At 66.5% G+C, this 22,872-nt stretch carries 24 protein-coding genes and 1 pseudogene; 7 read left to right on the forward strand and 18 right to left on the reverse strand.

All coding sequences use genetic code 11. From position 1 onward, the window contains the following. Positions 1-4 precede the first annotated feature (4 nt). On the forward strand, positions 5-496 hold the full coding sequence (locus KZX46_RS10100) for a hypothetical protein (protein WP_219776471.1): 492 nt from the start codon (positions 5-7) through the stop codon (positions 494-496). Here the strand turns inward: KZX46_RS10100 and KZX46_RS10105 are convergent. From KZX46_RS10105 to ffh, 10 genes are all read right to left on the reverse strand, one after another. Continuing rightward, complete coding sequence (locus KZX46_RS10105) at positions 493-1,347, reverse strand: glucosaminidase domain-containing protein (protein WP_219776472.1); 855 nt, start codon at positions 1,345-1,347, stop codon at positions 493-495. The genes KZX46_RS10100 and KZX46_RS10105 overlap by 4 nt on opposite strands. A 53-nt stretch (positions 1,348-1,400) precedes the next feature. Beyond that, complete coding sequence (gene rpoN, locus KZX46_RS10110; protein ID WP_219776473.1) at positions 1,401-2,942, reverse strand: RNA polymerase factor sigma-54; 1,542 nt, start codon at positions 2,940-2,942, stop codon at positions 1,401-1,403. Between the two features lie 24 nt (positions 2,943-2,966). Beyond that, positions 2,967-3,749 (reverse strand): LPS export ABC transporter ATP-binding protein, encoded by a 783-nt coding sequence (gene lptB / locus KZX46_RS10115; RefSeq protein WP_219776474.1) that lies wholly within the window; start codon positions 3,747-3,749, stop codon positions 2,967-2,969. Positions 3,750-3,971: 222 nt separating this feature from the next. Next, a complete protein-coding gene (gene rplS / locus KZX46_RS10120) occupies positions 3,972-4,355 on the reverse strand; it encodes a 50S ribosomal protein L19 (RefSeq protein WP_219776475.1) in 384 nt (127 codons plus the stop codon). A 1-nt stretch (position 4,356) separates the two neighbouring features. Next, the gene (gene trmD, locus KZX46_RS10125; RefSeq protein ID WP_219776476.1) at positions 4,357-5,088 is read right to left on the reverse strand and encodes a tRNA (guanosine(37)-N1)-methyltransferase TrmD; all 732 of its coding nucleotides are present in this window, start codon (positions 5,086-5,088) and stop codon (positions 4,357-4,359) included. A gap of 58 nt (positions 5,089-5,146) precedes the next feature. Beyond that, complete coding sequence (locus KZX46_RS10130; protein ID WP_219776477.1) at positions 5,147-5,521, reverse strand: type II toxin-antitoxin system VapC family toxin; 375 nt, start codon at positions 5,519-5,521, stop codon at positions 5,147-5,149. Further along, entirely contained in the window at positions 5,521-5,796 is a 276-nt protein-coding gene (locus KZX46_RS10135) for a hypothetical protein (RefSeq protein WP_219776478.1), read from the reverse strand. Before KZX46_RS10135 ends, KZX46_RS10130 begins: the two co-directional genes overlap by 1 nt. A 30-nt stretch (positions 5,797-5,826) precedes the next feature. Then, complete coding sequence (gene rimM / locus KZX46_RS10140; RefSeq protein ID WP_219776943.1) at positions 5,827-6,309, reverse strand: ribosome maturation factor RimM; 483 nt, start codon at positions 6,307-6,309, stop codon at positions 5,827-5,829. Beyond that, on the reverse strand, positions 6,306-6,830 hold the full coding sequence (rpsP, locus tag KZX46_RS10145) for a 30S ribosomal protein S16 (RefSeq protein WP_219776479.1): 525 nt from the start codon (positions 6,828-6,830) through the stop codon (positions 6,306-6,308). Before rpsP ends, rimM begins: the two co-directional genes overlap by 4 nt. A 42-nt stretch (positions 6,831-6,872) precedes the next feature. Continuing rightward, positions 6,873-8,309 (reverse strand): signal recognition particle protein, encoded by a 1,437-nt coding sequence (gene ffh, locus KZX46_RS10150; protein WP_219776480.1) that lies wholly within the window; start codon positions 8,307-8,309, stop codon positions 6,873-6,875. 240 nt (positions 8,310-8,549) lie between these two features. On the opposite strand from ffh, the gene KZX46_RS10155 reads away from it, so the two are divergent. Both KZX46_RS10155 and KZX46_RS22850 read left to right on the forward strand, forming a co-directional pair. Further along, positions 8,550-9,326, forward strand: coding sequence for a class I SAM-dependent methyltransferase (locus tag KZX46_RS10155; RefSeq protein ID WP_219776481.1), 777 nt, complete (start codon positions 8,550-8,552; stop codon positions 9,324-9,326). A 413-nt stretch (positions 9,327-9,739) separates the two neighbouring features. Next, on the forward strand, positions 9,740-10,087 hold the full coding sequence (locus tag KZX46_RS22850; RefSeq protein ID WP_226896212.1) for an amidohydrolase family protein: 348 nt from the start codon (positions 9,740-9,742) through the stop codon (positions 10,085-10,087). Positions 10,088-10,351: 264 nt separating this feature from the next. Here the strand turns inward: KZX46_RS22850 and KZX46_RS10165 are convergent, their stop codons facing one another. After that, positions 10,352-11,044, reverse strand: coding sequence for an aspartate/glutamate racemase family protein (locus KZX46_RS10165; protein WP_219776482.1), 693 nt, complete (start codon positions 11,042-11,044; stop codon positions 10,352-10,354). Next, positions 11,041-12,039, reverse strand: a complete 999-nt coding sequence (locus tag KZX46_RS10170; protein WP_219776483.1) for a D-cysteine desulfhydrase — start codon at positions 12,037-12,039, stop codon at positions 11,041-11,043. The genes KZX46_RS10165 and KZX46_RS10170 overlap by 4 nt, the downstream gene beginning before the upstream one ends. A gap of 141 nt (positions 12,040-12,180) precedes the next feature. Here KZX46_RS10170 and KZX46_RS10175 point away from each other — a divergent pair, with 141 nt between their 5' ends. Further along, the gene (locus tag KZX46_RS10175; protein WP_219776484.1) at positions 12,181-12,648 is read left to right on the forward strand and encodes a hypothetical protein; all 468 of its coding nucleotides are present in this window, start codon (positions 12,181-12,183) and stop codon (positions 12,646-12,648) included. A 24-nt stretch (positions 12,649-12,672) separates the two neighbouring features. Here the strand turns inward: KZX46_RS10175 and KZX46_RS10180 are convergent, their stop codons facing one another. Beyond that, positions 12,673-14,766 (reverse strand): S8 family peptidase, encoded by a 2,094-nt coding sequence (locus tag KZX46_RS10180; RefSeq protein ID WP_219776485.1) that lies wholly within the window; start codon positions 14,764-14,766, stop codon positions 12,673-12,675. A gap of 13 nt (positions 14,767-14,779) precedes the next feature. On the opposite strand from KZX46_RS10180, the gene KZX46_RS10185 reads away from it, so the two are divergent. After that, positions 14,780-14,995 carry a hypothetical protein gene (locus KZX46_RS10185; protein WP_219776486.1) on the forward strand — a complete coding sequence of 72 codons (216 nt, stop codon included), beginning with the start codon at positions 14,780-14,782 and terminating at the stop codon, positions 14,993-14,995. 35 nt (positions 14,996-15,030) lie between these two features. Here KZX46_RS10185 and KZX46_RS10190 read toward each other — a convergent pair whose 3' ends face one another. Further along, a complete protein-coding gene (locus KZX46_RS10190) occupies positions 15,031-15,426 on the reverse strand; it encodes a response regulator (protein ID WP_216709085.1) in 396 nt (131 codons plus the stop codon). 78 nt (positions 15,427-15,504) lie between these two features. Next, the gene (locus KZX46_RS10195) at positions 15,505-15,900 is read right to left on the reverse strand and encodes a response regulator (RefSeq protein ID WP_216709086.1); all 396 of its coding nucleotides are present in this window, start codon (positions 15,898-15,900) and stop codon (positions 15,505-15,507) included. Between the two features lie 188 nt (positions 15,901-16,088). On the opposite strand from KZX46_RS10195, the gene KZX46_RS10200 reads away from it, so the two are divergent. Both KZX46_RS10200 and polA read left to right on the forward strand, forming a co-directional pair. Continuing rightward, complete coding sequence (locus KZX46_RS10200; RefSeq protein WP_219776487.1) at positions 16,089-16,490, forward strand: hypothetical protein; 402 nt, start codon at positions 16,089-16,091, stop codon at positions 16,488-16,490. A 33-nt stretch (positions 16,491-16,523) separates the two neighbouring features. Further along, entirely contained in the window at positions 16,524-19,274 is a 2,751-nt protein-coding gene (gene polA / locus KZX46_RS10205; protein WP_219776488.1) for a DNA polymerase I, read from the forward strand. A gap of 225 nt (positions 19,275-19,499) precedes the next feature. Here the strand turns inward: polA and KZX46_RS10210 are convergent. The 3 genes and pseudogenes from KZX46_RS10210 to pbpC form a co-directional block, all read right to left on the reverse strand. Next, positions 19,500-19,667: pseudogene (locus KZX46_RS10210) on the reverse strand (plasmid stabilization protein); the annotation flags it as partial. Beyond that, positions 19,654-20,730, reverse strand: coding sequence for a catalase family protein (locus KZX46_RS10215; RefSeq protein WP_219776489.1), 1,077 nt, complete (start codon positions 20,728-20,730; stop codon positions 19,654-19,656). The pseudogene KZX46_RS10210 and the gene KZX46_RS10215, both read right to left, overlap by 14 nt. Before the next feature lie 52 nt (positions 20,731-20,782). Next, a complete protein-coding gene (pbpC, locus tag KZX46_RS10220) occupies positions 20,783-22,861 on the reverse strand; it encodes a penicillin-binding protein 1C (RefSeq protein WP_219776490.1) in 2,079 nt (692 codons plus the stop codon). Positions 22,862-22,872 lie beyond the last annotated feature (11 nt).

Genomic DNA, 22,872 nt, shown 5'->3' on the forward strand with positions numbered 1-22,872 from the left:
GGTTATGATCCGGTCTGCCGTTCTATCGCTGCTGGCCGGTGTCGGCGTCTTCGCTTGCGCTCCGACGCAGGCAGTGCCGGCGGAGCATGCCTGGAAGACGTACACCAACGTCCGTTATAATTATTCGACCTGCTACCCGGCCGACGCACTGACCCCGCAGCCAGAGGCGCCCGACAGCGACGGACGTGCCTTCACGGCAAAGGATGGAGCAAAGCTGCTCGTATTCGGCTCGAACAACGTGATGGCGACCTCGGTAAAGGCGGCCGCCGACCAGACCGCTACCCGCCTCGCTGCAGGCGGCACCACGAGCTACCGCGTCATCAAGCCCGGCTGGTTCGTCGTCTCGGGCAGCACCCCGACGAGCGAATTTTACGCCAAGTCGTTCCACGTCGGCGATCAGAGCAAATCGTTCGAACTGACCTATCCGGCCGCAGAGGCGGCGAAGTGGCGGCCGATCGCGGCGCGCCTCAACGCCTGCTTCCACACCCTCGGCTAGTTATAGCGGTACAGATTTGCGCCCTTCATGATCTGCTTGAGGAGCGTGCCGTAATTCGGATCGGTGGCGTAGACGCCCGTCAGCGCGTCGGCGAACTTGTCGGCGTCGGGCAGCTGGGCCCGGGCATTGGCGTAGGGCTTGGCATTAGCTAGCAGTTCACCGTGCTTGATGAAGGCGTCGGCAAGCGTGTCGAACTTGCGGAAGTGCGCCATGATATAGATGCTGCGCCCGTGTACGACTTCGCGCGTCCGCGCCTCGACGAATGGCTGGCTGCCGGCTGCCTTGATGCCGAACGGATTGTTGCTGCCGGAGGGCATATGCGCGCCGTGGCCGCTTTCGAGCGCCCACTGGGCCATCGTCACCGATGCCGGGATGTGATTTGCCGTCTGCGCCGCCTGCGCCGCTGAAATCACTTCGGACGGATAGCCGGGAATTGCCGCTGTCGTGGCTGCGCTAGCAGGCGTTGCAGGCCCCGCAGGCGTGGCTGGCTTCGCCGGTGACGTGGCGGCGGCCGGAGCCGCAGGCTTCGTGGGCGCTGCCGCCGCTGCGTGGCTGGCCGGGTGCTTCGGGTGTTGAACCGGATGCGTCGGTGCCTCGAGCCGGTTCAACGCCCCCAATGTCCGGCCTTGCGGGTCGACTCTGCCGTCCGGGTGGCTGAGATGCACGATGGTGGTCTGACACGCGACGATCGCGGCAATCGTCTGCGGCCCCGGCACGCCATCGACCGCGAGCCGCTGAATTTCCGGCGGCCGGTGATCGTTGATCAATTGCTGGATAATGCGGACGTCGTGTGGGCGGTTTGCACCATCCCGCCCGACTGAAGCAGTGATTTCGGCATGTGAATGGGCCATGTCTCTACTCCGTGCGGGATCGTACTCTTATACGCATCACACCAACGATAGTTCTAGGCCGCCGCTTCAAGCAGCTTCGCCCGCCGTCGCGCAACACTCGACCCGATCCCCATCGCCTCGCGGTATTTCATCACGGTTCGCCGCGCGATGTCGAAGCCTTCGGCGCGGAGGAGGACGACGAGCTTGTCGTCCGACAGCGGCACTGCGGGGGGCTCGACGGCGATCAGGCGTGATATCCGGTTTTTGACCGCAAGCGCCGACGAGGCTTCGCCGCCGTCGTTCGACTGGATGCCGCTGGTGAAGAAATACTTGAGCTCGAACAGGCCGCGATCGCAGGCGAGATACTTGTTCGATGTCACCCGGCTGACGGTCGATTCGTGGACGCCGATCTCCTCGGCGATCGCGCGCAGGGTCAACGGCTTGAGGTAATTGACCCCGTGTTCGAAGAACGCCTCCTGCTGCTTCACCAGCTCGGTCGCGACCTTGATAATCGTCCGCGCGCGCTGGTCCAGCGCCTTGACCAGCCAGTTCGCGCTCGCGAGGCAGTCCGACAGGAACACCTTGGCCTCGCGTGCGCGCTCCTTCGAATGCGCGTCGTGCCCCGTCGGCGCGGCGCTCAGCTGGGCGTGATAGCCGCGGTCGACGAGGACGCGGGGAAGGGTTGCGCTGTTGAGCTCGACGACCCATCCGCCCTTCGCCAGCCGGTGGACGAAGACGTCGGCGACGACGCTCTGCGCCCGCTCGCCGCCGCCATATTGCAGGCCGGGCTTGGGATTATACCCGCGCAATTCGCGGATCATGTCCGACAGGTCTTCTTGGTCGACCCCGCAAACGCGACGCAGCGTCGCCATGTCGCCGCGCGCGAGCGTCTCCAGATTGTCGAGCAACGCCGCCATCGCAGGGTCGAGGCGGTCGGCCTCGCGCGCCTGGACGATCAGGCATTCGCGCAAGGTCCGGGCCCCGACGCCGACCGGATCGAACGAGTGGATGACGACAAGGACGCGTTCGACCGCCGCTGGATCGGTACCGAGCCGGTCGGCAATCTCTTCGACGCTGCTTCCGGTCAGATATCCGGCATCGTCGATCTGGTCGATCAGGTGGCGCGCGATGACAAGGTCGACGGGATCGGCAAACGCCGCGACCGCCTGTTCGATCAGCAGGTCGATCAGCGATGGCTCAGCCGCCGCCATCGCGTCGAAGTCGATGCCTTCGCCGTCACCCGATCCGCCGTTGCCGATCGCGCCCGCCCCGTCGAAGCTGCCGCCTTGCTGGAAGCCGCCATCAGTGACGCTGTCGGTCGGACCGTCGTGGTGGAAGGTCTCGGCGGTGAAGTCGACATCGAGCGGAGCATCGGCGGCCCCGTTTCCCGCGGCGATCAGCTGATCGGTGGTCGCCGGTTCGGCGGTGGCGGCTGGCGCGGCGGCAATGGATCCCGTATCGCCTGCGTCGAGCAACGGGTTCTTTTCGAGCTCGCCGCCGATATACGCTTCGAGCTCGACGTTGGTCAGCGCTAGCAGCTTGATCGCCTGCTGGAGCTGGACCGTCATGACCAGTGACTGGCTCTGACGAAGGTCGAGGCGGGGACCGATGCTCATGGCGCTGCCCCGGAGCCGAAGCCCCTAGAGGCTGAACCCTTCGCCGAGATAGACGCGCCGTACCGTTTCGTCGGCAACCAACGCCTCGGGCGTACCCTCGAACAGGACGCGGCCGTCGTAGATGATGCACGCGCGATCGACGATATCGAGCGTCTCGCGGACATTATGGTCGGTGATCAGCACGCCGATGTCGCGATCGCGCAAGTCGACGACGAGGCCGCGGATGTCGGCGATCGATATCGGGTCGATACCGGCGAACGGCTCGTCGAGGAGCATGATCGACGGGCGCGCGGCCAGCGCCCGGGCAATCTCGCAGCGCCGCCGCTCACCGCCCGACAATGCCATCGCCGGCGCGTCGCGCAGCCGGGTGATGTGGAATTCGTCGAGCAATTGTTCGAGCCGTGCGGCGCGCGTCGCCTTGTCAGGCTCGACGATCTCGAGCACCGCGAGGATGTTCTGCGCCACCGTCAGGCCGCGGAAAATCGAGGTTTCCTGCGGCAGATAACCGAGCCCAAGCGCTGCGCGCCGGTACATTGGCAGGCTGGTGATGTCGGTTCCGTCGAGCAGGATACGGCCCTGGTCGGGCTTCGCCAGTCCCATGATCGAGTAAAAGCACGTTGTCTTGCCCGCGCCGTTCGGGCCGAGCAGCCCGACGACCTCGCCGCGGTTAACCGTCAGCGAGACGTCGCGGAGAACAACGCGCTTGTCGTATTTCTTGCCGATCGCAACGACGGCGAGACCATCGCGCGACGCAGCGGCGCTATCCACCGACTCCCGCTCGATGACTTCGACATCCGCCACTTTCATCTCCGGTGCAGTTGGCGCGAAACGTGCATAAACATTTTTAACCGAAGGCGGAGCGGTTGCAAAGCCGGGAATAAAGCGCAGCCGATTCGGTCACAGCCGGACAGACTTTTCAAGGCGTGCGACCGGCAGAGATCCGCTCTTACGTTGCCGCAAACGGCGAGCATAGCTGCCCGGGTCACGCCCAACTCCGCGCGCTGATTTCACAGCGCGCGGGCTGTCGGATCAGGCTGCGCCCGCGCCGGGACGCGCGTCGCGCTTTTCGACGATGCGCGCCGACTTGCCCGAGCGGCCGCGCAGATAATAAAGCTTGGCGCGGCGAACGACACCGCGGCGGACGACTTCGATCGAATCGATGTTCGGCGAGTACAGCGGGAAGACCCGCTCGACGCCTTCGCCGAAGCTGATCTTGCGAACGGTGAAGCTGCTGCCCATCGCGCGGTTCGACCGGGCAATGCACACGCCTTCGTAGTTCTGGACGCGGCTGCGGTCGCCTTCGACGACCTTGACCCCGACGCGCAGCGTATCGCCGGCACGGAACAGCGGGATCTTCTTGGTCTCGAGGAACTTGGCGATCTGCTCCGCCTCGAGCGTATGGATGAGATTCATCTCATTCTCCTTCATCATCTCGCGCGCCAGAGGGCGACCGACCCCGAGCGCCACGATAGCGCTCCCACAGGTCCGGCCGCCTTAGCCGTGTGTCCTCTTCGGACCGCGCCTGTCGCCATGCGGCGACCTTCGCGTGATCCCCCGATCGCAAGACTTCGGGGATCGATTGCCCTTCCCACGTTGCGGGCCGGGTGTAGTGCGGGTACTCGAGAAGGCCGCTTTCGAAGCTCTCGCTGTCCCCGCTCTGGGTCGCGCCCATTACGCCGGGAAGCAGCCGGATGCAAGCATCGACCAGGACCAGCGCCGCCGGCTCGCCCCCCGACAGGATATAGTCGCCGATGCTGATCGGCTCGACCGCGTTGGGACCGGTGAAAAGCCGCTCGTCGAAGCCCTCGAACCGCCCGCAGATCAGCCGCACGCCGGGGCCGCTCGCGAGGTCGCGGATGCGCGATTGCGTGAGGGACGGGCCGCGCGGAGATAGAGCCAGAACCGGGCCGGTGCCGCCGACGCCACGCAGCGCCCCATACAGGATATCTGCACGCAGGACCATGCCGGGACCGCCACCAGCGGGGGTGTCATCGACGGTGCGGTGCTTGTCGGTGGTGAAGTCGCGAATGTTGCGGGCGTCGAGGCTCCAGATACCCTCGGCAAGCGCGCGCCCGGCGAGGCTATGCCCGAGCGGCCCGGGGAACATCTCGGGGTAGAGGGTCAGGATGGTGGCGGACCAGGTCATGGCGCGAACGATCCACTGCAATCGGCCACAATTTTGACGATGCGAGTGAGAGTTTCGCTCACCGCGACCAGTCTTCGACCATGAGGCCGGGAACGTCGGCGAAATCGGCGATGTTGGCGGTTGCAACGGTCAGGCCGAGTGCCAGTGCATGGGCCGCAATCAGTCGATCGTAGCTCGCTCGCTTGAACGGAAGATCAGCGTAAACCGAGGCGGCAGCGTGATCGAAGGGCATGACCGCGACCTCCTCGATCAATGTCGCAAGATGAGTAAGGGCAGGCGGCTTTCCTCGCCGCGATCCGTAGAGAACTTCGGCGTAGGCTATCGCCGACGTCACCGCATCTCCTTCGTCGAGGTCAGCGAGCCGCCGACGCGCGGCGTCCTCGGTGGCAAGCGCGACCGCGATCAGGATGTTGGTGTCGAGCATATAGCGCATTAGTCAGGCAGATGCTTCGCTCGCCATTTGGGGTCGTCCCACAACAACGGGCGTTCGACGAACGAACGATCCGGGTCCATTGCAAGTCCTGAGCCCTTGGCGCAGCCCCAGACCTTGTCGATGTTGAACTTGCGCGGCGCGGCTGTGACCGGCTCGACGATCCATTTGCCCTGCACCTCCCGCACCTCGACTGGAGTTCCGGCGACTGCGTTGAATGACGCGGGGAGGCGGACCGCCATGGCGTTGCCCGATTTGAACACCTTGGTCGTCGCCACAGCCGCCTCCGTCTATACGCGACGTATATACTAATCGACGAAGGCCGGGTCAATTAAGACCCGGTGGCCGATCTCCGGCACCGCCGTCGGGGTCAGCGGAACCATGAAGGTCTTGCGATCGGGCTTTTCGATCTCGAGGATGTCCCCGGCGCCGAAGTTCTCGACTGCGATGACGGTGCCGATCGCAGCGCCTTCGGTGTCGAACACCGCCAGCCCGATCAGGTCGGCGTGGTAATACTCGCCCTCGGCAAGCGGCGGGAGCGTGTCGCGTGGGACGGTCAGCACCGTTCCGCGCAGAGCCTCCGCGGCGTTACGGTCGGCGATCTCGGCAAAACGTGCGATGGCTCCGCCCTTGTCGGGGCGCAGCGACTTGAGCGTCAGCGTTCGCCCGGCGGCGTCGAAGCTTTTGTATCGCTTCAACGCATCGGGCGTATCGCCGAACAGCTTGAGGCGAACCTCGCCGCCGATGCCGTGTGCTCCGGCAACGGCGGCGAGGGTGATCGTCGTACTCAGACGGCGGGACCGGCGGGCGAGGCGTCGGTCTCGGTCGCCGCATCGACCGGAACTTCGGCATCGGCGGGCGCTTCGGCAGCGGCTTCGGCCGGAGCTTCGACTTCAGCAACGGCTTCCGGCTCGGGCGGCGCTGCCGCGGCAATCTTGGCGGCCTCGGCTGCTTCGGCGGTCGCTGCATCGAGCTCGGCCTGCTTGGCGGCGGCGGCGTCGGAACGCTCCTTGGCCTTGTCACCGGGAACACCCTTGTTCGGGTTCGAGCGGGCGGCGCGGGTGCGGATGCCGGCAGCATCGAGGAACCGGGCGACCCGGTCCGACGGCTGCGCGCCGACCGACAACCAGTGCGTCGCGCGCTCGCCGTCGAGCTTCACGCGCTCGGGGTTTTCCTTGTTGAGCAGCGGGTTGTACGTCCCGATCTTCTCAAGGAACTTGCCGTCGCGGGCGTTGCGGCTGTCCGTGACGACGATGCGGTAATAGGGCTTCTTCTTCATCCCGCCGCGAGCGAGCCTGATTGCGAGTGACATTCCGGTCTTCCTTCTTCGATCTGTAAGAGTCTGGTTCGAATTCTAGCGTTTGTTGAGCTTGTTGAAGTTGCCGGGCAGGCCGCCCTGGCCGCCGCCGCCGAGCATACCCGCTAGGCCGGCCATGCCGCCCGCGCCGCCGCCCATCTTGCCGAGCATCGCCGCCATGCCCTTCATGCCGCCCATCTTGCGGAGACGCTTCATCGCGCCCTCCATTTCCTGGTGCATTTTCATCAGCTTGTTGACGTCCTGCACCGTCGTGCCCGCGCCCTTGGCAATGCGGATCTTGCGCTTGGCGTTGATCAGGTCGGGCTTGGTCCGCTCCTTCGGCGTCATCGAGCAGATCATCGCTTCCATCCGCCCGAGCACCTTCTCGTCGACCGCGCCCGACGCCATCGCCTGCTTGGCCTTGGCCATGCCAGGCAGCATCCCCGCGAGCGCGCCGAGGCCGCCCATCTTCTTCATCTGGACGAGCTGCATCCGCAGGTCGTCCATGTCGAACTGGCCCTTGGCCATCTTCGCGGCGAGCTTTTCAGCGCTCGCGGCCTCGAAGCTTTCGGCGGCGCGCTCGACGAGGCCGACGACGTCGCCCATGCCGAGGATGCGTCCGGCGACGCGGTCGGGAACGAACTCCTCGAGCGCGTCCAATTTCTCGCCGGTTCCGGCGAACTTAATCGGCTTGCCGGTGACCGCACGCATCGACAGTGCCGCGCCGCCGCGGGCATCGCCGTCCATCCGCGTCAGGATGATCCCGGTCAGCGCGACTTCGCTCGAGAACGATGTCGCGACGTTGACCGCGTCCTGTCCGGTCAGGCTGTCGACGACGAGGAGGATTTCGTCAGGCGTCCCGGCTTCGGCGACCGCCTTCATCTCGGCCATCAGCGCGGCGTCGACGTGGAGCCGTCCGGCGGTGTCGAGGAGGAGGACGTCGAAGCCCTGGAGCTTGGCGGCGGTCCGCGCGCGGCGGGCGATCTCGACCGGCTGCTGCCCGGCGACGATCGGCAGCGTCGCGACACTGGTCTGTTCGCCGAGGACGCGGAGCTGTTCCTGCGCGGCGGGGCGCTGGACGTCGAGCGACGCCATCAGCACCTTCTTGCCCTGCTTCTCGGTCAGGCGCTTGGCGAGCTTGGCGGTCGTCGTCGTCTTGCCCGACCCCTGCAGGCCGACGACCATGATGACGGCGGGCGGGGTGACGCCGAGGTTGAGCGGGGCGGCGTCGCTGCCGAGCATCTCGACCAGCGCGTCGTGAACGATCTTGACGACCTGCTGGCCGGGCGTGACCGACCGCGTGACCTCGGCGCCGATCGCGCGCGCGGTGACCGAGTCGATGAAGTCCTTGACCACCGGCAGCGCGACGTCGGCCTCAAGCAGCGCGATCCGCACCTCGCGCATCGCCGCACGCACGTCGAGCTCGGTCAGTGCTCCACGGCCGCGGAGCTTGTCGAACACGCCCGCGAGGCGATCGGAGAGACTATCGAACATGCGGCTCGTTTACTCCAAACGGACAAACCGCCGGCGAGCGAGTCTTCGCTGGCCGGCGTACGTCCGTGGACGCTTTGTTTCGATCGCCCGGTGGCAATCTTCGGCTGCTTCTAGGGCAAACGGCCCGCACGGTCAAATCGCTCAAATAGTCATCGCATATAACTTTACGTCATGTTTCACTTACTCTACCGTTACGCTGGCGGAATCGTCTGCTGCTTTGCGTGATATGGGGATATTGTCTTGAAGCAGTTCGTAGTTGCCGCACTTAGAACCATGGGCATGGTCAGGCACGCCGATAATGCGCGTTTTCAATATGTCCGGCGCGGCACTGTCGCAAGGAACGCGACGTTCCATGGAGTCAATCCGACACTTAAAATGCCGCCTGATCGGCTTCTGTACGAGACAACGTCGGGCGTTGACCATGAGGGATATTACATAAGCGGCAAAGATTCGGCTGATCGCTTTATCGGTCTGATCGATACCTATCTGCCTGGAGCCGTCAACGTAGCCGAATGGGGTTGCGGCGTTGGGCGCGTGATAAGGCACATGCCGTACACGATGACAGGAATGGATTACGACCCGCGAATGGTGGCCTGGTGTGCTGAAAATCTTGGCGGAACGTTTGTACGCAACGACCTGATGCCGCGCGCTCCCTTCGCCGACGCAAGCTTCGACGCAGTTTATTGCTGGTCGGTATTCACACATCTGTCCGAAGCCGCGCATGTAGCGTGGTTTGCCGAAATGAAGCGAATCGTGCGTCCGGGAGGGTTGTTCCTGTTCACCACGATGAGCGATGGATGCCGGCTCAGTCTGCGCCCTGACGAGCTGTCGAGCTACGACGCCGGACAACTCGTCGTGCGCACGGACAGCCGCGAGGGTGGTCGGACATACGCCAGCTACGAGAGCGCCCGATATGTCCGCGACGTGCTCACCAAGGGCAGCGAGATCGTCGCTCACAGAGCGACCACACCGAACGTGGTCGATCAGGATATGTGGGCGGTCCGTTTTCCTGTTTGAAACGTTGGAAGAAATCTGACGCCCGCCACAAACTTTCCGCCGCGCAGTGGTTTCGGTCCAGACGGAACGCCGCCGCCGCTAACCTGCTGCCGGGTATCGCAACCTGTGCGATGGCAGATACGACAATCCAGTATGAGCGCATTCTCCAGGAACTACACAATGCGCCGAACGATCCTTGCGTCGCTGCTTGCCGATGATGACGGCATTTTACGCCGAGCTGGCCAAGCGCTGCACGATCATCGACCCGACACTGACGGTCTGGGAGCCGCTGATGACCTCCGGCGGCAGCGCCATCTCCCCTGAATGCGGCGTTCGCCGACATCGCGCCGCCGTCTGTCGCGCGCGGGTGGAAGACCAGCAGCTATCCGTTGTTCGGGATGTGACCCGCGACGATTTCGCAGAGCTTTGCCAAGATGGTCGGACTGGTCGGCAAGCTGCATCAGGCCGGCGTGCGGATCGTCGCCGGGACCGATGGCCATGGGCTCGAACTGGGCCGCAAACTCGAACTCTACGAGCAGGTTGGCCTCACCAATGGCGAGGCGCTGCAGACCGCAACGATCGTCCCGGCGCGGATAACCGGGATGGACGATCGAACCGGCTCGATTGCGCCCGGCAAGACGGCGGACATCATCCTTGTCGACGGCGACGTTTCGCAGGACCTCGGTAATCTGCGTCATGTCGAGACGGTGTTTCTCGACGGGTATTGCCTCGACGGAGCCGCGCTGCGGCAGGCGAGTGGTATCAGCGGATTGCCGAAATGACGGCGGACAGTCTGCGGCGCTGAGCGTACGCCGAGGACCGAATTATAGGCGATGGGGCGGAGGCCCAGTCGAGCCGCGCGGCAAGCGACGATGCGCGAGAAGCGCCTGTCCTACAGTCCCATGTGTCGAGTATGCTCACCCGGCAACGCCACCGGGCGAGAGGCGCGGGTTCTTTCTCATTGCTGGATGACGGTCGCGACCGAAAGCGAGAACGCGAAAAACAATGTGCTTTAGTGTGAACTTAACGTGACCTTAGCGTCCGAATTAACCGGACAGGCTTCTTGCAGCCGCCAGTGTCGCCTGCACCAACGCGTCGGTTGCGCTGACGACCGGCGCCGCGATGTCGCCGGGGGCGAACACCAGCGGGACTTCGGTGCACGCGGCGAGGATAACGTCGGCACCGGCGTCGACGAGCAACTGCGCCTGCGCGGCCATCGCGGCGCGGACGGCTGGGCCGGTGTCGCCGCGCTTGACCGCGTAGATCAGCGGCATGAACGCCGCCATGTCGGGGGCGATTACCGCGATGCCGGCGGCCTCGAAGCCATTATGATAGATGCGCGAGGCCTGCGTCGCCTCGACCGCGAGCAGGCCGACGGTGCGGGCTTCGGGCACGGCGGCAACGACGGTGGCGACCGCGACGTCGATCATGCTGACGAACGGCAGCGGGGTCGCGGCGATGATGTCGACGGCCCAGCTATGCGCCGCATTGCACGGCATGACGAGGAACTCGGCCCCGGCGGCGGCGAGCCCGCGCGCTGTCTCGGCGAGCAGTCCGGCGGGCGAGGGGCCGTCGGCGACCATCGCGGCGTTACGGTCGGCGTGGCGCGGGTTGTTGTCGGTGATGACGCGAAGGTGGTCGCTCTCCTCGACCGCGCCGGTGGCGTGGTGGAGCTTGACGAGGAAGTCGAGCGTTGCCGCCGGTCCCATCCCGCCGATGACGCCGACGGTTTTGGTCATGCCGCCAACACGTCGCGATAAGCGAACAGCACCGGCGCGCCGCCGGTGTGGACGAACAGGACGCGGTCGGTCGGCTTGAAGTGGCCGTCGCGCACGAGGCCGATCAGCCCCGCCATCGCCTTGCCGGTATAGACCGGGTCGAGCAGCACGCCCTCGGTCGACGCGAGCAGGCGGACCGCCTCGACCATTGCAGGAGTCGGGATTGAGTAGCCCGGTCCGACCCAGCGATCGAGCGCGACGACCGAGTCGCGCGCGATACCGCCAGTGAACCCGGCGAACTCCGCCGTCGCCACGGCGAGCTTGTGGACGTTGCCCTCCTGCTCGGCCTGCGGGCGGCGGACGTTGATGCCGGTGAGCGGGATTCCGGCGTTGGCCGCGGTCAGTCCGACGAGGAGCCCGGCGTGGGTCCCGGCGCTCCCGCTGGCGACCACGATGTGGTCGAAGGCGACGCCCATCTCGAACGACTGGGCGAGCAGCTCCTCGGCGCACGCGACATAGCCGAGCGCGCCCAGTGGGTTCGACCCGCCGCCAACGATCGCATAGCCCTTGCGGCCCGTGCTCTCGAGATCGTCGAGCTCGCCCTGCATCGCGGCGGCGAGGTCGGTTCCGGCGGGGACGACGGTGACGCTCTCGACCCCGAGCAGGTCGAACAACAGGTTATTGCCCGAGGCGTCGGCATGATAACTGCCGGGGACACGCTCCTCGAGGATCAGGCGGCACTTCATGCCTTCGCGCACCGCCGCCGACAGCGTTAGGCGGCAGTGGTTCGACTGGACCGCACCGACCGTAACGAGCGTATCCGCTCCCTGCGCCAGTGCAGCGGCGACGAGGAATTCGAGCTTGCGGGTCTTGTTGCCGCCTCCCGACAGGCCGAGCAGGTCGTCGCGCTTGATCCAAAGCTCGGGACCGCCGAGGTGCGCCGACAGATGCGGCATCGGCTCGATCGGCGTGGCGTTGGGGGTGTAACGGCGGCGGGGGAAGCGGGCGAGGTTCATGGCGTCAGGGTTAGCCCCTTCGCGCCGCGCCGTCATCCCCGTCGATGACGCGGAGACGCCTGCGCCGACCCCTGTCCCATTGCGTACGGAACGGAAACGCGGGCGCGATTGTTACAGTACTACACCATCAGGATCGCCCTCATGACCATCTTCAAATTGCTGCGCGTTGCCCTCATCGGCGGTGCTGTCGCCACGCTCGGTGCGTGCGCCGACGGTTACGGGTATGGCGGCGGGGGCTATGGCGGCGGCGTCGCTTATGCCGGTGGGTATTCGGGACCGCTGGGTTACGGCGGCGACTATTACGGCGGCGTCGGCTACCCCGGCTACGGCTTCTACAACGACTATTATTACCCTGGCACGGGCATTTACGTGTTCGACCGCGGCGGGCGTCGCCGGGCGTGGAACGACGACGAACGTAACCATTGGCAGCATCGCGGTGAGTTCCGCGGCAACCACCTTTATCAAGGCCGTCAGTTCGATGCGCGCCGCGACCGCGCGTACATGGCGGACCGCGGTGCATCGTACCGCAGCTTCCGCCAGTCGGCGCGGCAGGGTGGCGGGCGGCCGCAGGGCCAGCAGGGGCATGGCGGCGGACGGCCGCACAACTAACTGGGGATCGGGGTCGGCCTTCAGCTAGAAGTGCCACCCCATCGAGGTGACGACCCCGGTCTCGGGGCGGCGCATCCCTTGGACGAAACCGATCCGGACCAAGCCGAAATCGACTTCGGCCTGCGCAAGGAACTGGCGGTTCCCGCGCAGGTCGACCGGGTTGGCTGCGAACGTCAGCGACCGTGAATCGAGATCATAGCCGTTGCCGAGCGTTAGCGTGGCGCCGCCACTTTCGACGTTGAGCGGCTGGGCGACGCCGACCGTCACGCGCGCGATCCCGATGTTGCGCCCCGCCTCGATGCCGAAGCGCGAGGTGACCAAGGTCGACGGCGCGGTCAGGAGTGAATTCGTCGCGTCGCGCAGCGCGGTCACCCCGATCGAGCCGTAGCCGGTGAACGACCAGCGACCCGCCAACCGGATATAGCGCGCCTCGCCAAAGCCGGTCGTCGTGGCGCTCGCGAGTTGTAGCGCACCAGTCGAACGGCTGCCGAATACCGCACCGTTTTCGCTGATGACCCCGCCGCCGAGGCTCCATCGGCCATTGCTCCAGCCAACGCCGGCGGCATCGACACTGGCAGTGGCGATGTTGCGCACGGCACGAGATCCGCCGGTGCCGGCGTCGAAGGTTAGCGCGCCGTCGCCAAAGGGAACGATCGTCCGCGCCCCTGTCGTCACCGCCCCGGCATACGCCGCGAGCGCCAACGACGGTGCCCCAAGTCCCGCAACGGCGCTCCCTGTCCACGGTGCATAGCCCTGGGTAAAGGCAATCTCGGTCCCGCCCGTCCGAACTCTGATCTCGGTTCCTGCCAGCCGCGCGACGGGTTCACCCTCGCGAACCGGGCCGCCCGCATATTCGATGTCGCTGGTCACGCTGAAGGCCAATGTGCCAGAGGTGTTGCGGCGGATCGTCCGTGTCAGCCCCGCGACCGCGCCGATGTTGCTCGACGACCGGACGATGCCGCGCGCGTCGGCGGTAAAGTCGCGCCCAAAGGCGTCGAGGATCACGGCATGACTGAGCAGCTTGGTGATCGACCCGGTTCCTGTCGCCGAAGGCAGAGCGAGGCTGGCAGATGCGATCGGTGTCGTCGTCCCGGTTTGCGTCACCAGAACCGGATCGACCGGGGAAAGCGCGGCCTTGATGTCGAGCAACCCGCGCCCGAAGACCGGATCGGTCCCGGGCGCGCCGATATCGCGCGCGGTCGCGAGGATCACGTTGCCGGCGTCCTTGCCCGACAGCTGCGGCCACTTCTGCAGGATCAGCGCCGCCGTCGCCGCGACCAGCGGCACCGCGCCGCTGGTGCCGGTGAACTTGTAGAAGCCGCCGCCGTTCGCCGGGTCGGCAGCGATATTGTCGTACGGCGCGGTGATATAGCGGTCGGCAAGCGTCCCGGCCTGCCCCGACGATGGATCGAGGGTGAAGGCCGTCAACGAGTTCGACAGGCCGCCGACCGAAATCCAGCTGCCGCGGTTGGCGGAAGATACAAGCTGGATCGATTCGGGATTGGCCGAGCCACTGTTTCCGGCGGCGATCACGAACAATCCGCCGACGCTGGCGAAGCGGTTGATCGCGGCGGTCAGTGACGGCGACGCGCCGCCGTCGATGCCGAGCGATACCGACAGCACCGGAATCTTGACGCTTGCGGCATAGTTGATCGCAGCGGCGATGTTTGCCCCTGATAGCTCCTCGTTCGGCGAGCCATCGGCGTTTGGCATGTCGGTCTTGCTGTCGTCGATCCGCAGGAGGGCGACACTCGCTTGCGGCGCGACCCCGACACTGCCTTGTCCATCACGGTTGGCGGCGAGCAATTCGGCGACGATCGCACCGTGGAGCGATGACGGGTTGAGGCCGATGTCGTTGCGGGCGGTGGCGGCATAGCTGCCGTCGGCCTGCTTGGTCAGGATGTTGCCGAAGTCCTTGCTCAACGCGGACTGCCTCCCGGCGAGTTCACTGTCGCTGGTGGTGAAGCCGCCGTCGACGATGCCGACGGTGACACCCTTGCCGGTGAGCCCCGCATCGGCGGCGTAGAGCGCCCCGATCAGCTCGTACGAATTATAGTTGGCACGGTATTCGGCGGTGTCATTGACCGACCGCGCAGCGGGGCGGGGTGACGCGATCAAATCGGATGGAACGATGGTAGGAGTCGGCGCTGGCGTCGTCACGGGCGGGGGCGTGGTGACCGGAACGGTGACCGGGGCAACAGGCGGAGCGATTGTCGCTGGCGTCGCGACATCGCTGCCGCCACAGCCAGACAGCAACATCGCCGACGCCAAAGCGGCGATCGACACATGCGCTGCACCCCTGCCCGTCGATCGTAGCGCCACAGTTGCCCACCTCGCGTTGCCCTAGCTCTAGCATGGCGCACGCAGACTAGGCGGTCACGATTAATGTGTGGTTGGCAAACCGTTAAGTAATTGATTTAGCGCCGAAACGATGCGGTCGACATGGAACGGTTTGACGACAAGGATACTGCCGTTGACACCATGTCGAACCCACTCGTGCGCCGCACCTCCGGTCGTATAGACCACCGGAATGCACGGGCAGGCTTCACGCGCGCATCGGGCGACGTGCCAGCCATCGGCGCCGGCGCCCATGTTGATATCGGTGACCAGGGCATGGATGTGCGGGTTCATCGCGATCATCGAGAGCGCCTCGCCGCCGTCGTTGGCAACGACGACCTCGAAGCCGCTATCTGTCAGCGCATCGCAGACCATGTCCGCGATCAGCGCTTCGTCGTCGACGACTAGAATTGTTGTCGCATTGGGCACGATGTTTTCCACGACATCCCGCCCAGATGACGGATCCTTAAAACAACAGTCCGGGCATCGTACAGTTTCATACCGACCCGAAACAATTCGTCAGACACCTGCTGCGGGGGGAGCGGGGGAGTTGAGCAGGCTGGCGATCGCGGTGATGATCTGCGCCGTGGCAAAGGGCTTGCTCACCAAAATGCTGCGCGGCACGCCGTGCACCGCCCATTCGTGGGCGACACCGCCGGTCATATAGACCACCGGCAGGTCCGGATTGAGTTCGCGGGCACGGCGCGCCACCGACCAGCCGTCGGCGGTATCGCCCATGTTGATGTCGGTGATAATGCCGCAGATCGCGTGGGTCTCGTCGTTGAGGACTGCCATCGCCCGGTCGCCGTCATTGGCGCTGATCACGGCAAAGCCCGCGTCTTCGAGCGCGTCGTGGACCATCTCGGTGATCAGGATCTCGTCGTCGACGAGGAGGAGCGTGAGAGAAGACGCCATCAAGTCAAGATCCGACAAGCATTATGAGACACATGCGACTCGACCACTGAATTCACCCGTCAATCGAACCAATCGGGCGCGGCATATCGCATTAGTGACAAATCAACCAATGTTTTCAGCAAAACTACCATCCGGGAGAGGCGAACGTTCACCGTGCGGTCATCGACCGGGCGTGATAGGATCGGACGATGAACCTGTCTGTCCTGTCCGGCGCCGCCGTCCTGATGCTGGCATCTGTCGCAGCAATCGCCGATCCGGTGACGCCGGTCGTGCCTGCCGACTCCACCGCAGGCCCGCCGGTCGAGCATCGCCTGTCGCCCGCCGATGCCGATGCGGCGATCGAGGCGGGGGCCGAGCGCAACCGCGCCGCCGAGGCGCTGGCGACCGCGCGGCTCGACCCTGCGCTCCAGCTCCCCGGCGAGGACCGGCCGCGCGACAAGAAGCTCCACGGCGAGGCCGGTGTCGCGTTCGGCTCGAACGGCGAGCGTGAGGTATTCGGTACCGTCAACACCTCGCTCGGCGGCGACAGCACCGCGTCGTTCTCGTATGACAATACCCAGTTCGGCCGCCAACGGTACCGCACCCGCTAGCCCGCGCGGCGCTCCCGGCCTACATAGTCGGCGATGGCAAAGCAGCACCTCTACCTCGTCGACGGCTCGGGCTATATCTTCCGCGCCTATCATCGGCTCCCGCCGCTGACCAACCCCGACGGGACGATGGTCAACGCGGTCTATGGCTTCACGACGATGCTGTGGAAGCTAATCGAGGAACTCAATAAGGCGGAGGCCCCGACCCACCTCGCGGTGATCTTCGACGCCGGCAGCATCACCTTCCGCAACGACATGTACGACCAGTACAAGGCGCATCGTCCGCCGCCGCCCGACGACCTCATCCCGCAGTTCCCGCTGATCCGCGACGCGGTCCGCGCCTTCTCGGTCCCGTGCTTCGAACAGCCGGGCTTCGAGGCCGACGACATCATCGCGAGCTACGCGCTGGCCGCGATCGCCGCCGGCTTCGACGTCTCGATCGTGTCGTCGGACAAGGACCTGATGCAGCTCGTCCAGCCGGGGCTCGACCTGTACGACACGATGAAGAACTGCCGGGTCAACCGCGAGGATGTGATCGAGAAGTTCGGTGTTCCCCCCGAGCAGCTCGGCGAGGTCCTCGCGCTGATGGGAGACAGCGTCGACAACATCCCCGGAGTCCGCGGCGTCGGGCCGAAGGGGGCGGCCGAGCTGATCCAGCAGTTCGGCACGGTGGAGGCGATGCTGGCGCGGCTCGACGAGGTCAAGAAGCCCAAGCTGCGCGACAACCTCGCAGCGTCGGCCGATATGGCCCGCCTGTCGCGCGAACTCGTCCGATTGAAGGACGACCTGCCGCTCGAAATCCCCCTCGACGAGCTGACGCTGCGCGAGCCGCCGCACGCCCCGCTCGCGGCGTTCCTCGCCAAGCACGGCTTCCGCAGCCTGCTGGCGAAGCTCGGGCGCGAGGTCGAGGCGGCGCATGCCCCGGTCGTCGAGGACGCCCCCGCCGCGCCGTTCGACCACAAGAAGTACGAGTGCGTCACGACGCTCGACCGGCTCGACTGGTGGCTCGCGGAGGCGACGCGGCGCGGGGTCGTCGCGGTCGACTCCGAGACCACCGACCTCGACCCGGTCCGCGCCGACCTCGTTGGGCTGAGCATCGCGCTCGAACCCGGCCTCGCCTGCTATATCCCGGTCGGCCACAAGATCGGCGATGGCCTGCTCGCCGAACCCGTCGACCAGCTCGACCGCGCGACGGTGATCGAGCGGCTGGGCCCGGTGTTCGCCAACCCGGCGATCCTCAAGGTAGGCCAGAACCTCAAATACGACATGATCGTCTTCCGCCGTCATGGGGCGGCCGAGATCGCACCATATGACGACACGATGTTGATGAGCTTCGCGCTCGATGCTGGGCGGTGGAACCACGGCGTCGAGGACCTGTCGACCCGCCACCTCGGCCACACCCCGATCGCCGTCAAGGAGCTGACCGGGACCGCCAAGTCGCGGATCAGCTTCGACCATGTCGCGCTCGACCGCGCCACCGAATACGCCGCCGAGGATGCCGACGTCACGCTGCGGCTCCACGGCAAGTTCGCCGCGCGGCTGTGGCGCGAGGAGGTCACGACCATCTACCGGACCGTCGACGCGCCGCTGATTCCGGTGATCGCCGACATGGAGATGGCCGGGATCAAGGTCGACCGCGCTGCCCTCGCGGGCCTGTCGGCGGCGTACGAGATCGAGATCGCCGGGCTCGAAACGCAGATCCACGACATGGCGGGTCACAAGTTCACGATCGGTTCGCCCAAGCAACTTGGCGAGGTGCTGTTCGACAAGCTCGGCCATGCCTCGGGCAAGAAGTCGGGCAAGACAGGCGCTTTCGCCACTGACGTCACCGAGCTCGAACGCCTTGCCGCGAGCGGCGTCGACATCGCCGCGCGGGTGCTCGACTGGCGCCAGCTGACCAAGCTCAAGTCGACCTACACTGACGCGCTCCAGGCGCAGATCAACCCCGCGACGGGGCGCGTCCACACCTGCTTCGGCCTCGCCAATGCGAGCACGGGGCGGCTGTCGTCGACCGACCCCAACCTCCAGAACATCCCGATCCGCACCGAGATGGGCCGGCGGATCCGCTACGCCTTCGTCGCCGAGCCGGGGCACGTCATCATGGCGGCCGACTATAACCAGATCGAGCTGCGGCTGGTCGCGCACATCGCCGACGTCCCCGAACTGAAGCAGGTTTATGCCGAGGGCGGCGACGTCCATAACCTGACCGCGCAGGAGGTCTTCGGCGAGGTCACGCGCGACACCCGCAACCGCGCCAAGACGATCAACTTCTCGATCATCTACGGCATCTCGGCGTTCGGGCTGGCGCAGCGCCTCGGCATCGATCGCGGCGAGGCGGCGCGCTACATCGACCTGTACTTCAGCCGCTTCCCCGGCATCCGCAACTACATGGCCGAAACCATCGCCTTCGCCCGCGACCACGGTTTCGTCACGACGCTGTTCGGGCGCAAGGCGAACGTCCCGATGATCGCGTCGAAGGTCATGGGCGAGCGCCAGAATGCCGAGCGCCAGGCGGTCAACGCCCGCGTTCAGGGGACCGCCGCCGACATCATCAAGCGCGCGATGGCGCGGATGCCGGGAGCGCTTGCGGCGGCCGGGCTGACCGGTACGCGGATGCTCCTCCAGGTCCACGACGAACTGGTGTTCGAGGTTCCCGACGCCGAGGTCGGGGCGGCGACGGCGGTGATCCGCGCAACGATGGCGCACTCGCACACCCCCGCGGTCGACCTGTCGATTCCGCTCGGGGTGGAGATCGGGACCGGGGTCAGTTGGGGCGACGCGCACTGAGGGGGTGGCCTTCGGGAAGATGGAAGTCCACGAAGTCCGCACGAAGCGGGTGTTTTGCGCGCGCGTTTCCGCCGGTGTCGCGACCCGGCAATACTTACGATGAGAACACTGCTCCCGCCGCCCAGTAGCGACTCGACGGTAGGAGGGTATGCCGAAGGCCGGGGTGTAGGACAGGGATGAGTAGTTGATCCGCCCCGCGTGCGCGAAAGAGCGAAGCTAGGCCTTCCGCCCCGACCCGCTCTTCTTCCCGCCGCCGTCCTGCTTGTTCACCGTCGCCCACGCCCGCGCCTCGGCTTCCTTGTCGGGCACGCCCTTGGCCTCGTAGCTCTCCTCGATATGCTCGGCCTTGCGCTTCTGCTTGTCGGTGTACGCGTCCTTGTCACCCTGCGGCATGGCGCGCCTCCTCGCTGAACGGGCAGCCGCTGCGCGCCGACCGCTCGCCCTGCAGCGTGGCATAGACCGACTTTCGCGCGCGCATGACGCCGCCGAGCGGCTGGTGCGCGGCGAGACCGTGCCACGGCGAGAAGGCGAGGCCGTCGTCTATCGCATGGACCTGGTCGATGCTCCACGACGGCTGTGCGGCCGCGCGCAACCGAGCGACGGTGACGTACGGGCTGGCATCCTCGGGCCATTCGACCGACGCATCCTCGATCGGCATCTTCTCGAGGTCGGTGCATAGCTGGACCCGGATTTCCCATTCGCCGCCGCCGTTGGCGAACGTCTTGCCGATCGCCTCGCGCAGGAAGTTCTGATGGTCGGACTCGACCTTGGCATCCTTCAACTCCGCCAGCGCGCCGACGGGCACGCACGCGAGCTTGGCGATATAGTCGCCGTAACGGACCGGCACCTGAGTGTAGAAAGTCTCGCCGAGCGGGTTGGTCAGCTTGTGCCCGCCGAGAGCGACGAGCGTTCCCGACTTGCTGCCGACCGCTTCGAGCAGCGCCTCGATCCCGCGCGCGGTGGCGGAGAACGCACGCTTCAGCCCCTCGGCCTTGTCGGTTGTCGCGGCGAGCATCTTGACCGTGCCGAGGAAGTCCTTCGGCGTCGCGGCGGCGAACGTCGGCCCTTCGACCATCAGGAAGTCCTGCGTCGTGTCGGTCGCGCTCCCCGACAGTTGGTCGCCGTCGACTCCGTGAATTTTGATCGCGATGCCGCGCGGGGTCGAGACGTGGTCGTCCATCAGGTCGCCGGGCGACGTCGAGAGGCGGATCGACGTCTTGTACGTGCCGGGCTTGGCGAACAGCCCCTGCGCGAGTTCGGGGGCCAGCCCGCCAAAGATGGTAAGTTCGCCTTCGAGCAGCGCGTGGCTCTTGGCGTGGACCGCGCGGATCGCCTTGGCTTCGTCCTTGAAGGTCGTTGCCGAAATCGACTCCATCGCCTCGGTCAGCCCGGCGATCGTCTCGGCTTCGTCGGCAGCGGGGGTCTCGACGGACGGGGTAAAGCGGACGGCGGGCATAACGTATCTCCTCGGGTCGATCATCCAACCGCCCGCTGTGGAGGCGGTTCCGCTAGCGTACCGTAATCCGGGCATGGTCGAGCAGCCGCGTTCCGTCGCTCAGCGTGATGCGGTGCGTGCCGGGAACGGGGCTCCAAAGGCGCGCGCTGCCCAGATCGCGGCCGTCGATCGCGACGCTGCCGGCCCCGGCAACCCCCGTTCCCGCGACGATGATCGCGATGCGCTGGCGGGCAGGCGGGATATCGGGGTCGAGCGCGATCACCGTGCCGTCGGCGGGGGCGACGATGCGCGGGCGCTGTTGCTGCGCGGCGACGCGGACGACCGACAATTCGGTGCCGGGGACGAACAGCTCGGTCCGCGGCGGTTCGACTGCGGGGACGAAGCTGACCGCCCGGGCGACGGTGCCGGTGCGGGCGAAAGGCACGGCGGGGACGTCGCGGTGGAGGTGGAGCATGATCTCGCGCCACGTCGGGGCTGCGCCGACGACGCCCGATACCCCCGCCGCCATGCTGTCGCCTTCGAAATTGCCGACCCAGACCGCGACGGTGAAGCGGCTGGTGAAGCCAATGCACCAATTGTCGCGCAAGGCCTTCGACGTGCCGGTCTTGACCGCGGCGGGAAACGGCAAGGCGAGGCCGTTGTCGGGGCCGAAGGTTGCGGTCCGCGCGGCGGGATCGCTGAGGATGTCGGCGACGATCGCGATCGCGGGGGCGGCCATGACGCGGCGGTCGGCGATGGCGGTGCCGGGTTCGAGGCGGAGCGGCGACCACAGTCCGCCACGGGCGAGGGCACGGAAGGCGGCGGCCTGTTCGACCAGCGTGACCTCGGCTGACCCGAGCGCGAGGCTGAAGCCGTAATAGTCGCCGTCGCGCGAGATGCCGCGATACCCCGCATCGAACAGCCGGTCGCGGAAGGAGTCGACGCCGACGAGCAGCAGGGTGCGGACGGCCGGCACGTTGAGCGAGTTGCCGAGTGCTGACCGCACGCTGACCGGGCCGCGGAAATTGCGGTCGTAGTTCTGCGGGATGTACAGCCCCGATGCGGTGTCGAGGTCTACGGGAGCGTCGTCGAGGATCGATGCCGCGGTCAGCAGCCGCCGCTCGATCGCGAGTTCATACAGGAACGGCTTGAGCGACGATCCCGCCTGGCGCGGGCTTCGCGCGCCGTCGACCGCACCCGACCGCGATTCGGGGCCGCCCGAGCCGACATAGGCGAGGATGTCGCCGCTGGCGTTGTCGACGACGATTGCCGCGCCGTCGCGGGCGTTGCGCGCCGACAGCGACGCGAGCTGCCGGTCGAGAGTAGCGCGGACGAATGTCTGCAACTCGAAGTCGATCGTCGTGCGGACGGTCGTGCGGCCCGGTGCGAGCAGCTGTGCGGCGACTTGCGGAGCGAGGCCGGGGTCGGGCAGGGGGCTGCGCGGGCCGAGCATCTCGGCGGTCCGCGCCTCGATCTGCGCGCAGGGGATCGTGCTCGCGGCGCAGGCGCGGCGGGCGACGGCGGCGGGGCTCGCTCGCGGCGCGGGGAGAAGGCTGACGAGGATACGCGCGTCGCGGTCGTCGAGCGACTCCGGGGGCTTACCCGCGAGCGCCCGCGCCGCCGCGTCGATTCCGACGAGGTCGCCTCGGAAGGGGAGGAGGTTGAGCCACGCCTCGAGGATCTCGCGTTTGCTCCACCGGCGTTCGAGCGCGAGGGCGGCGCGCGCCTGCGCGATCTTTTGCAACGCCGACCGGCTGCCGCTCGACCCCAGCCCCGGGTCGAGCATCGCCGCGAGTTGCATCGTGATCGTGCTCGCCCCCCGGCTGGTCCGCCCGCGAAATCGGTCGCGCAAGGCTCCGCCCGCCCCGCGCCAGTCGACGCCGTGGTGGCTCCAGAAACGCCGATCCTCGGCCCCGACCGCGGCGGCGACGAGCGGCGCGGCGATGCGGTCGAGCGGGATCCAGCCGAGGCGGCGGGTCGAAGCGTCGGCGCGGACGATATCGAGGACGCGCCCGTCGCGGGCAAGGAGACGGGCTTCGGAGGTGTGCCACCCGGCGCGGACGGCGGGGTAGTCGGGGAGGGTGCGGGGCGTGGTGAGGATGATCACCAGTAACGCCGTCATCCCGGCGAAGGCCGGGACCCATCGCGCCACGAGTCGAGCCC

It is taken from the genome of Polymorphobacter sp. PAMC 29334 (assembly GCF_019431245.1).
Classification (GTDB): domain Bacteria; phylum Pseudomonadota; class Alphaproteobacteria; order Sphingomonadales; family Sphingomonadaceae; genus Polymorphobacter_B; species Polymorphobacter_B megasporae.

Bases quoted from the DNA above. Each gene is read 5' to 3' on its own strand.
- KZX46_RS10100 (WP_219776471.1), top strand. From the start codon at position 5: ATGATCCGGTCTGCCGTTCTATCGCTGCTGGCCGGTGTCGGCGTCTTC.
- KZX46_RS10105 (WP_219776472.1), bottom strand. From the start codon at position 1,347: ATGGCCCATTCACATGCCGAAATCACTGCTTCAGTCGGGCGGGATGGT.
- rpoN (WP_219776473.1), bottom strand. From the start codon at position 2,942: ATGAGCATCGGTCCCCGCCTCGACCTTCGTCAGAGCCAGTCACTGGTC.
- lptB (WP_219776474.1), bottom strand. From the start codon at position 3,749: ATGAAAGTGGCGGATGTCGAAGTCATCGAGCGGGAGTCGGTGGATAGC.
- rplS (WP_219776475.1), bottom strand. From the start codon at position 4,355: ATGAATCTCATCCATACGCTCGAGGCGGAGCAGATCGCCAAGTTCCTC.
- trmD (WP_219776476.1), bottom strand. From the start codon at position 5,088: ATGACCTGGTCCGCCACCATCCTGACCCTCTACCCCGAGATGTTCCCC.
- KZX46_RS10130 (WP_219776477.1), bottom strand. From the start codon at position 5,521: ATGCGCTATATGCTCGACACCAACATCCTGATCGCGGTCGCGCTTGCC.
- rpsP (WP_219776479.1), bottom strand. From the start codon at position 6,830: ATGTCACTCGCAATCAGGCTCGCTCGCGGCGGGATGAAGAAGAAGCCC.
- ffh (WP_219776480.1), bottom strand. From the start codon at position 8,309: ATGTTCGATAGTCTCTCCGATCGCCTCGCGGGCGTGTTCGACAAGCTC.
- KZX46_RS22850 (WP_226896212.1), top strand. From the start codon at position 9,740: ATGGTCGGACTGGTCGGCAAGCTGCATCAGGCCGGCGTGCGGATCGTC.
- KZX46_RS10165 (WP_219776482.1), bottom strand. From the start codon at position 11,044: ATGACCAAAACCGTCGGCGTCATCGGCGGGATGGGACCGGCGGCAACG.
- KZX46_RS10170 (WP_219776483.1), bottom strand. From the start codon at position 12,039: ATGAACCTCGCCCGCTTCCCCCGCCGCCGTTACACCCCCAACGCCACG.
- KZX46_RS10175 (WP_219776484.1), top strand. From the start codon at position 12,181: ATGACCATCTTCAAATTGCTGCGCGTTGCCCTCATCGGCGGTGCTGTC.
- KZX46_RS10185 (WP_219776486.1), top strand. From the start codon at position 14,780: ATGGTAGGAGTCGGCGCTGGCGTCGTCACGGGCGGGGGCGTGGTGACC.
- KZX46_RS10195 (WP_216709086.1), bottom strand. From the start codon at position 15,900: ATGGCGTCTTCTCTCACGCTCCTCCTCGTCGACGACGAGATCCTGATC.
- KZX46_RS10200 (WP_219776487.1), top strand. From the start codon at position 16,089: ATGAACCTGTCTGTCCTGTCCGGCGCCGCCGTCCTGATGCTGGCATCT.
- polA (WP_219776488.1), top strand. From the start codon at position 16,524: ATGGCAAAGCAGCACCTCTACCTCGTCGACGGCTCGGGCTATATCTTC.
- KZX46_RS10215 (WP_219776489.1), bottom strand. From the start codon at position 20,730: ATGCCCGCCGTCCGCTTTACCCCGTCCGTCGAGACCCCCGCTGCCGAC.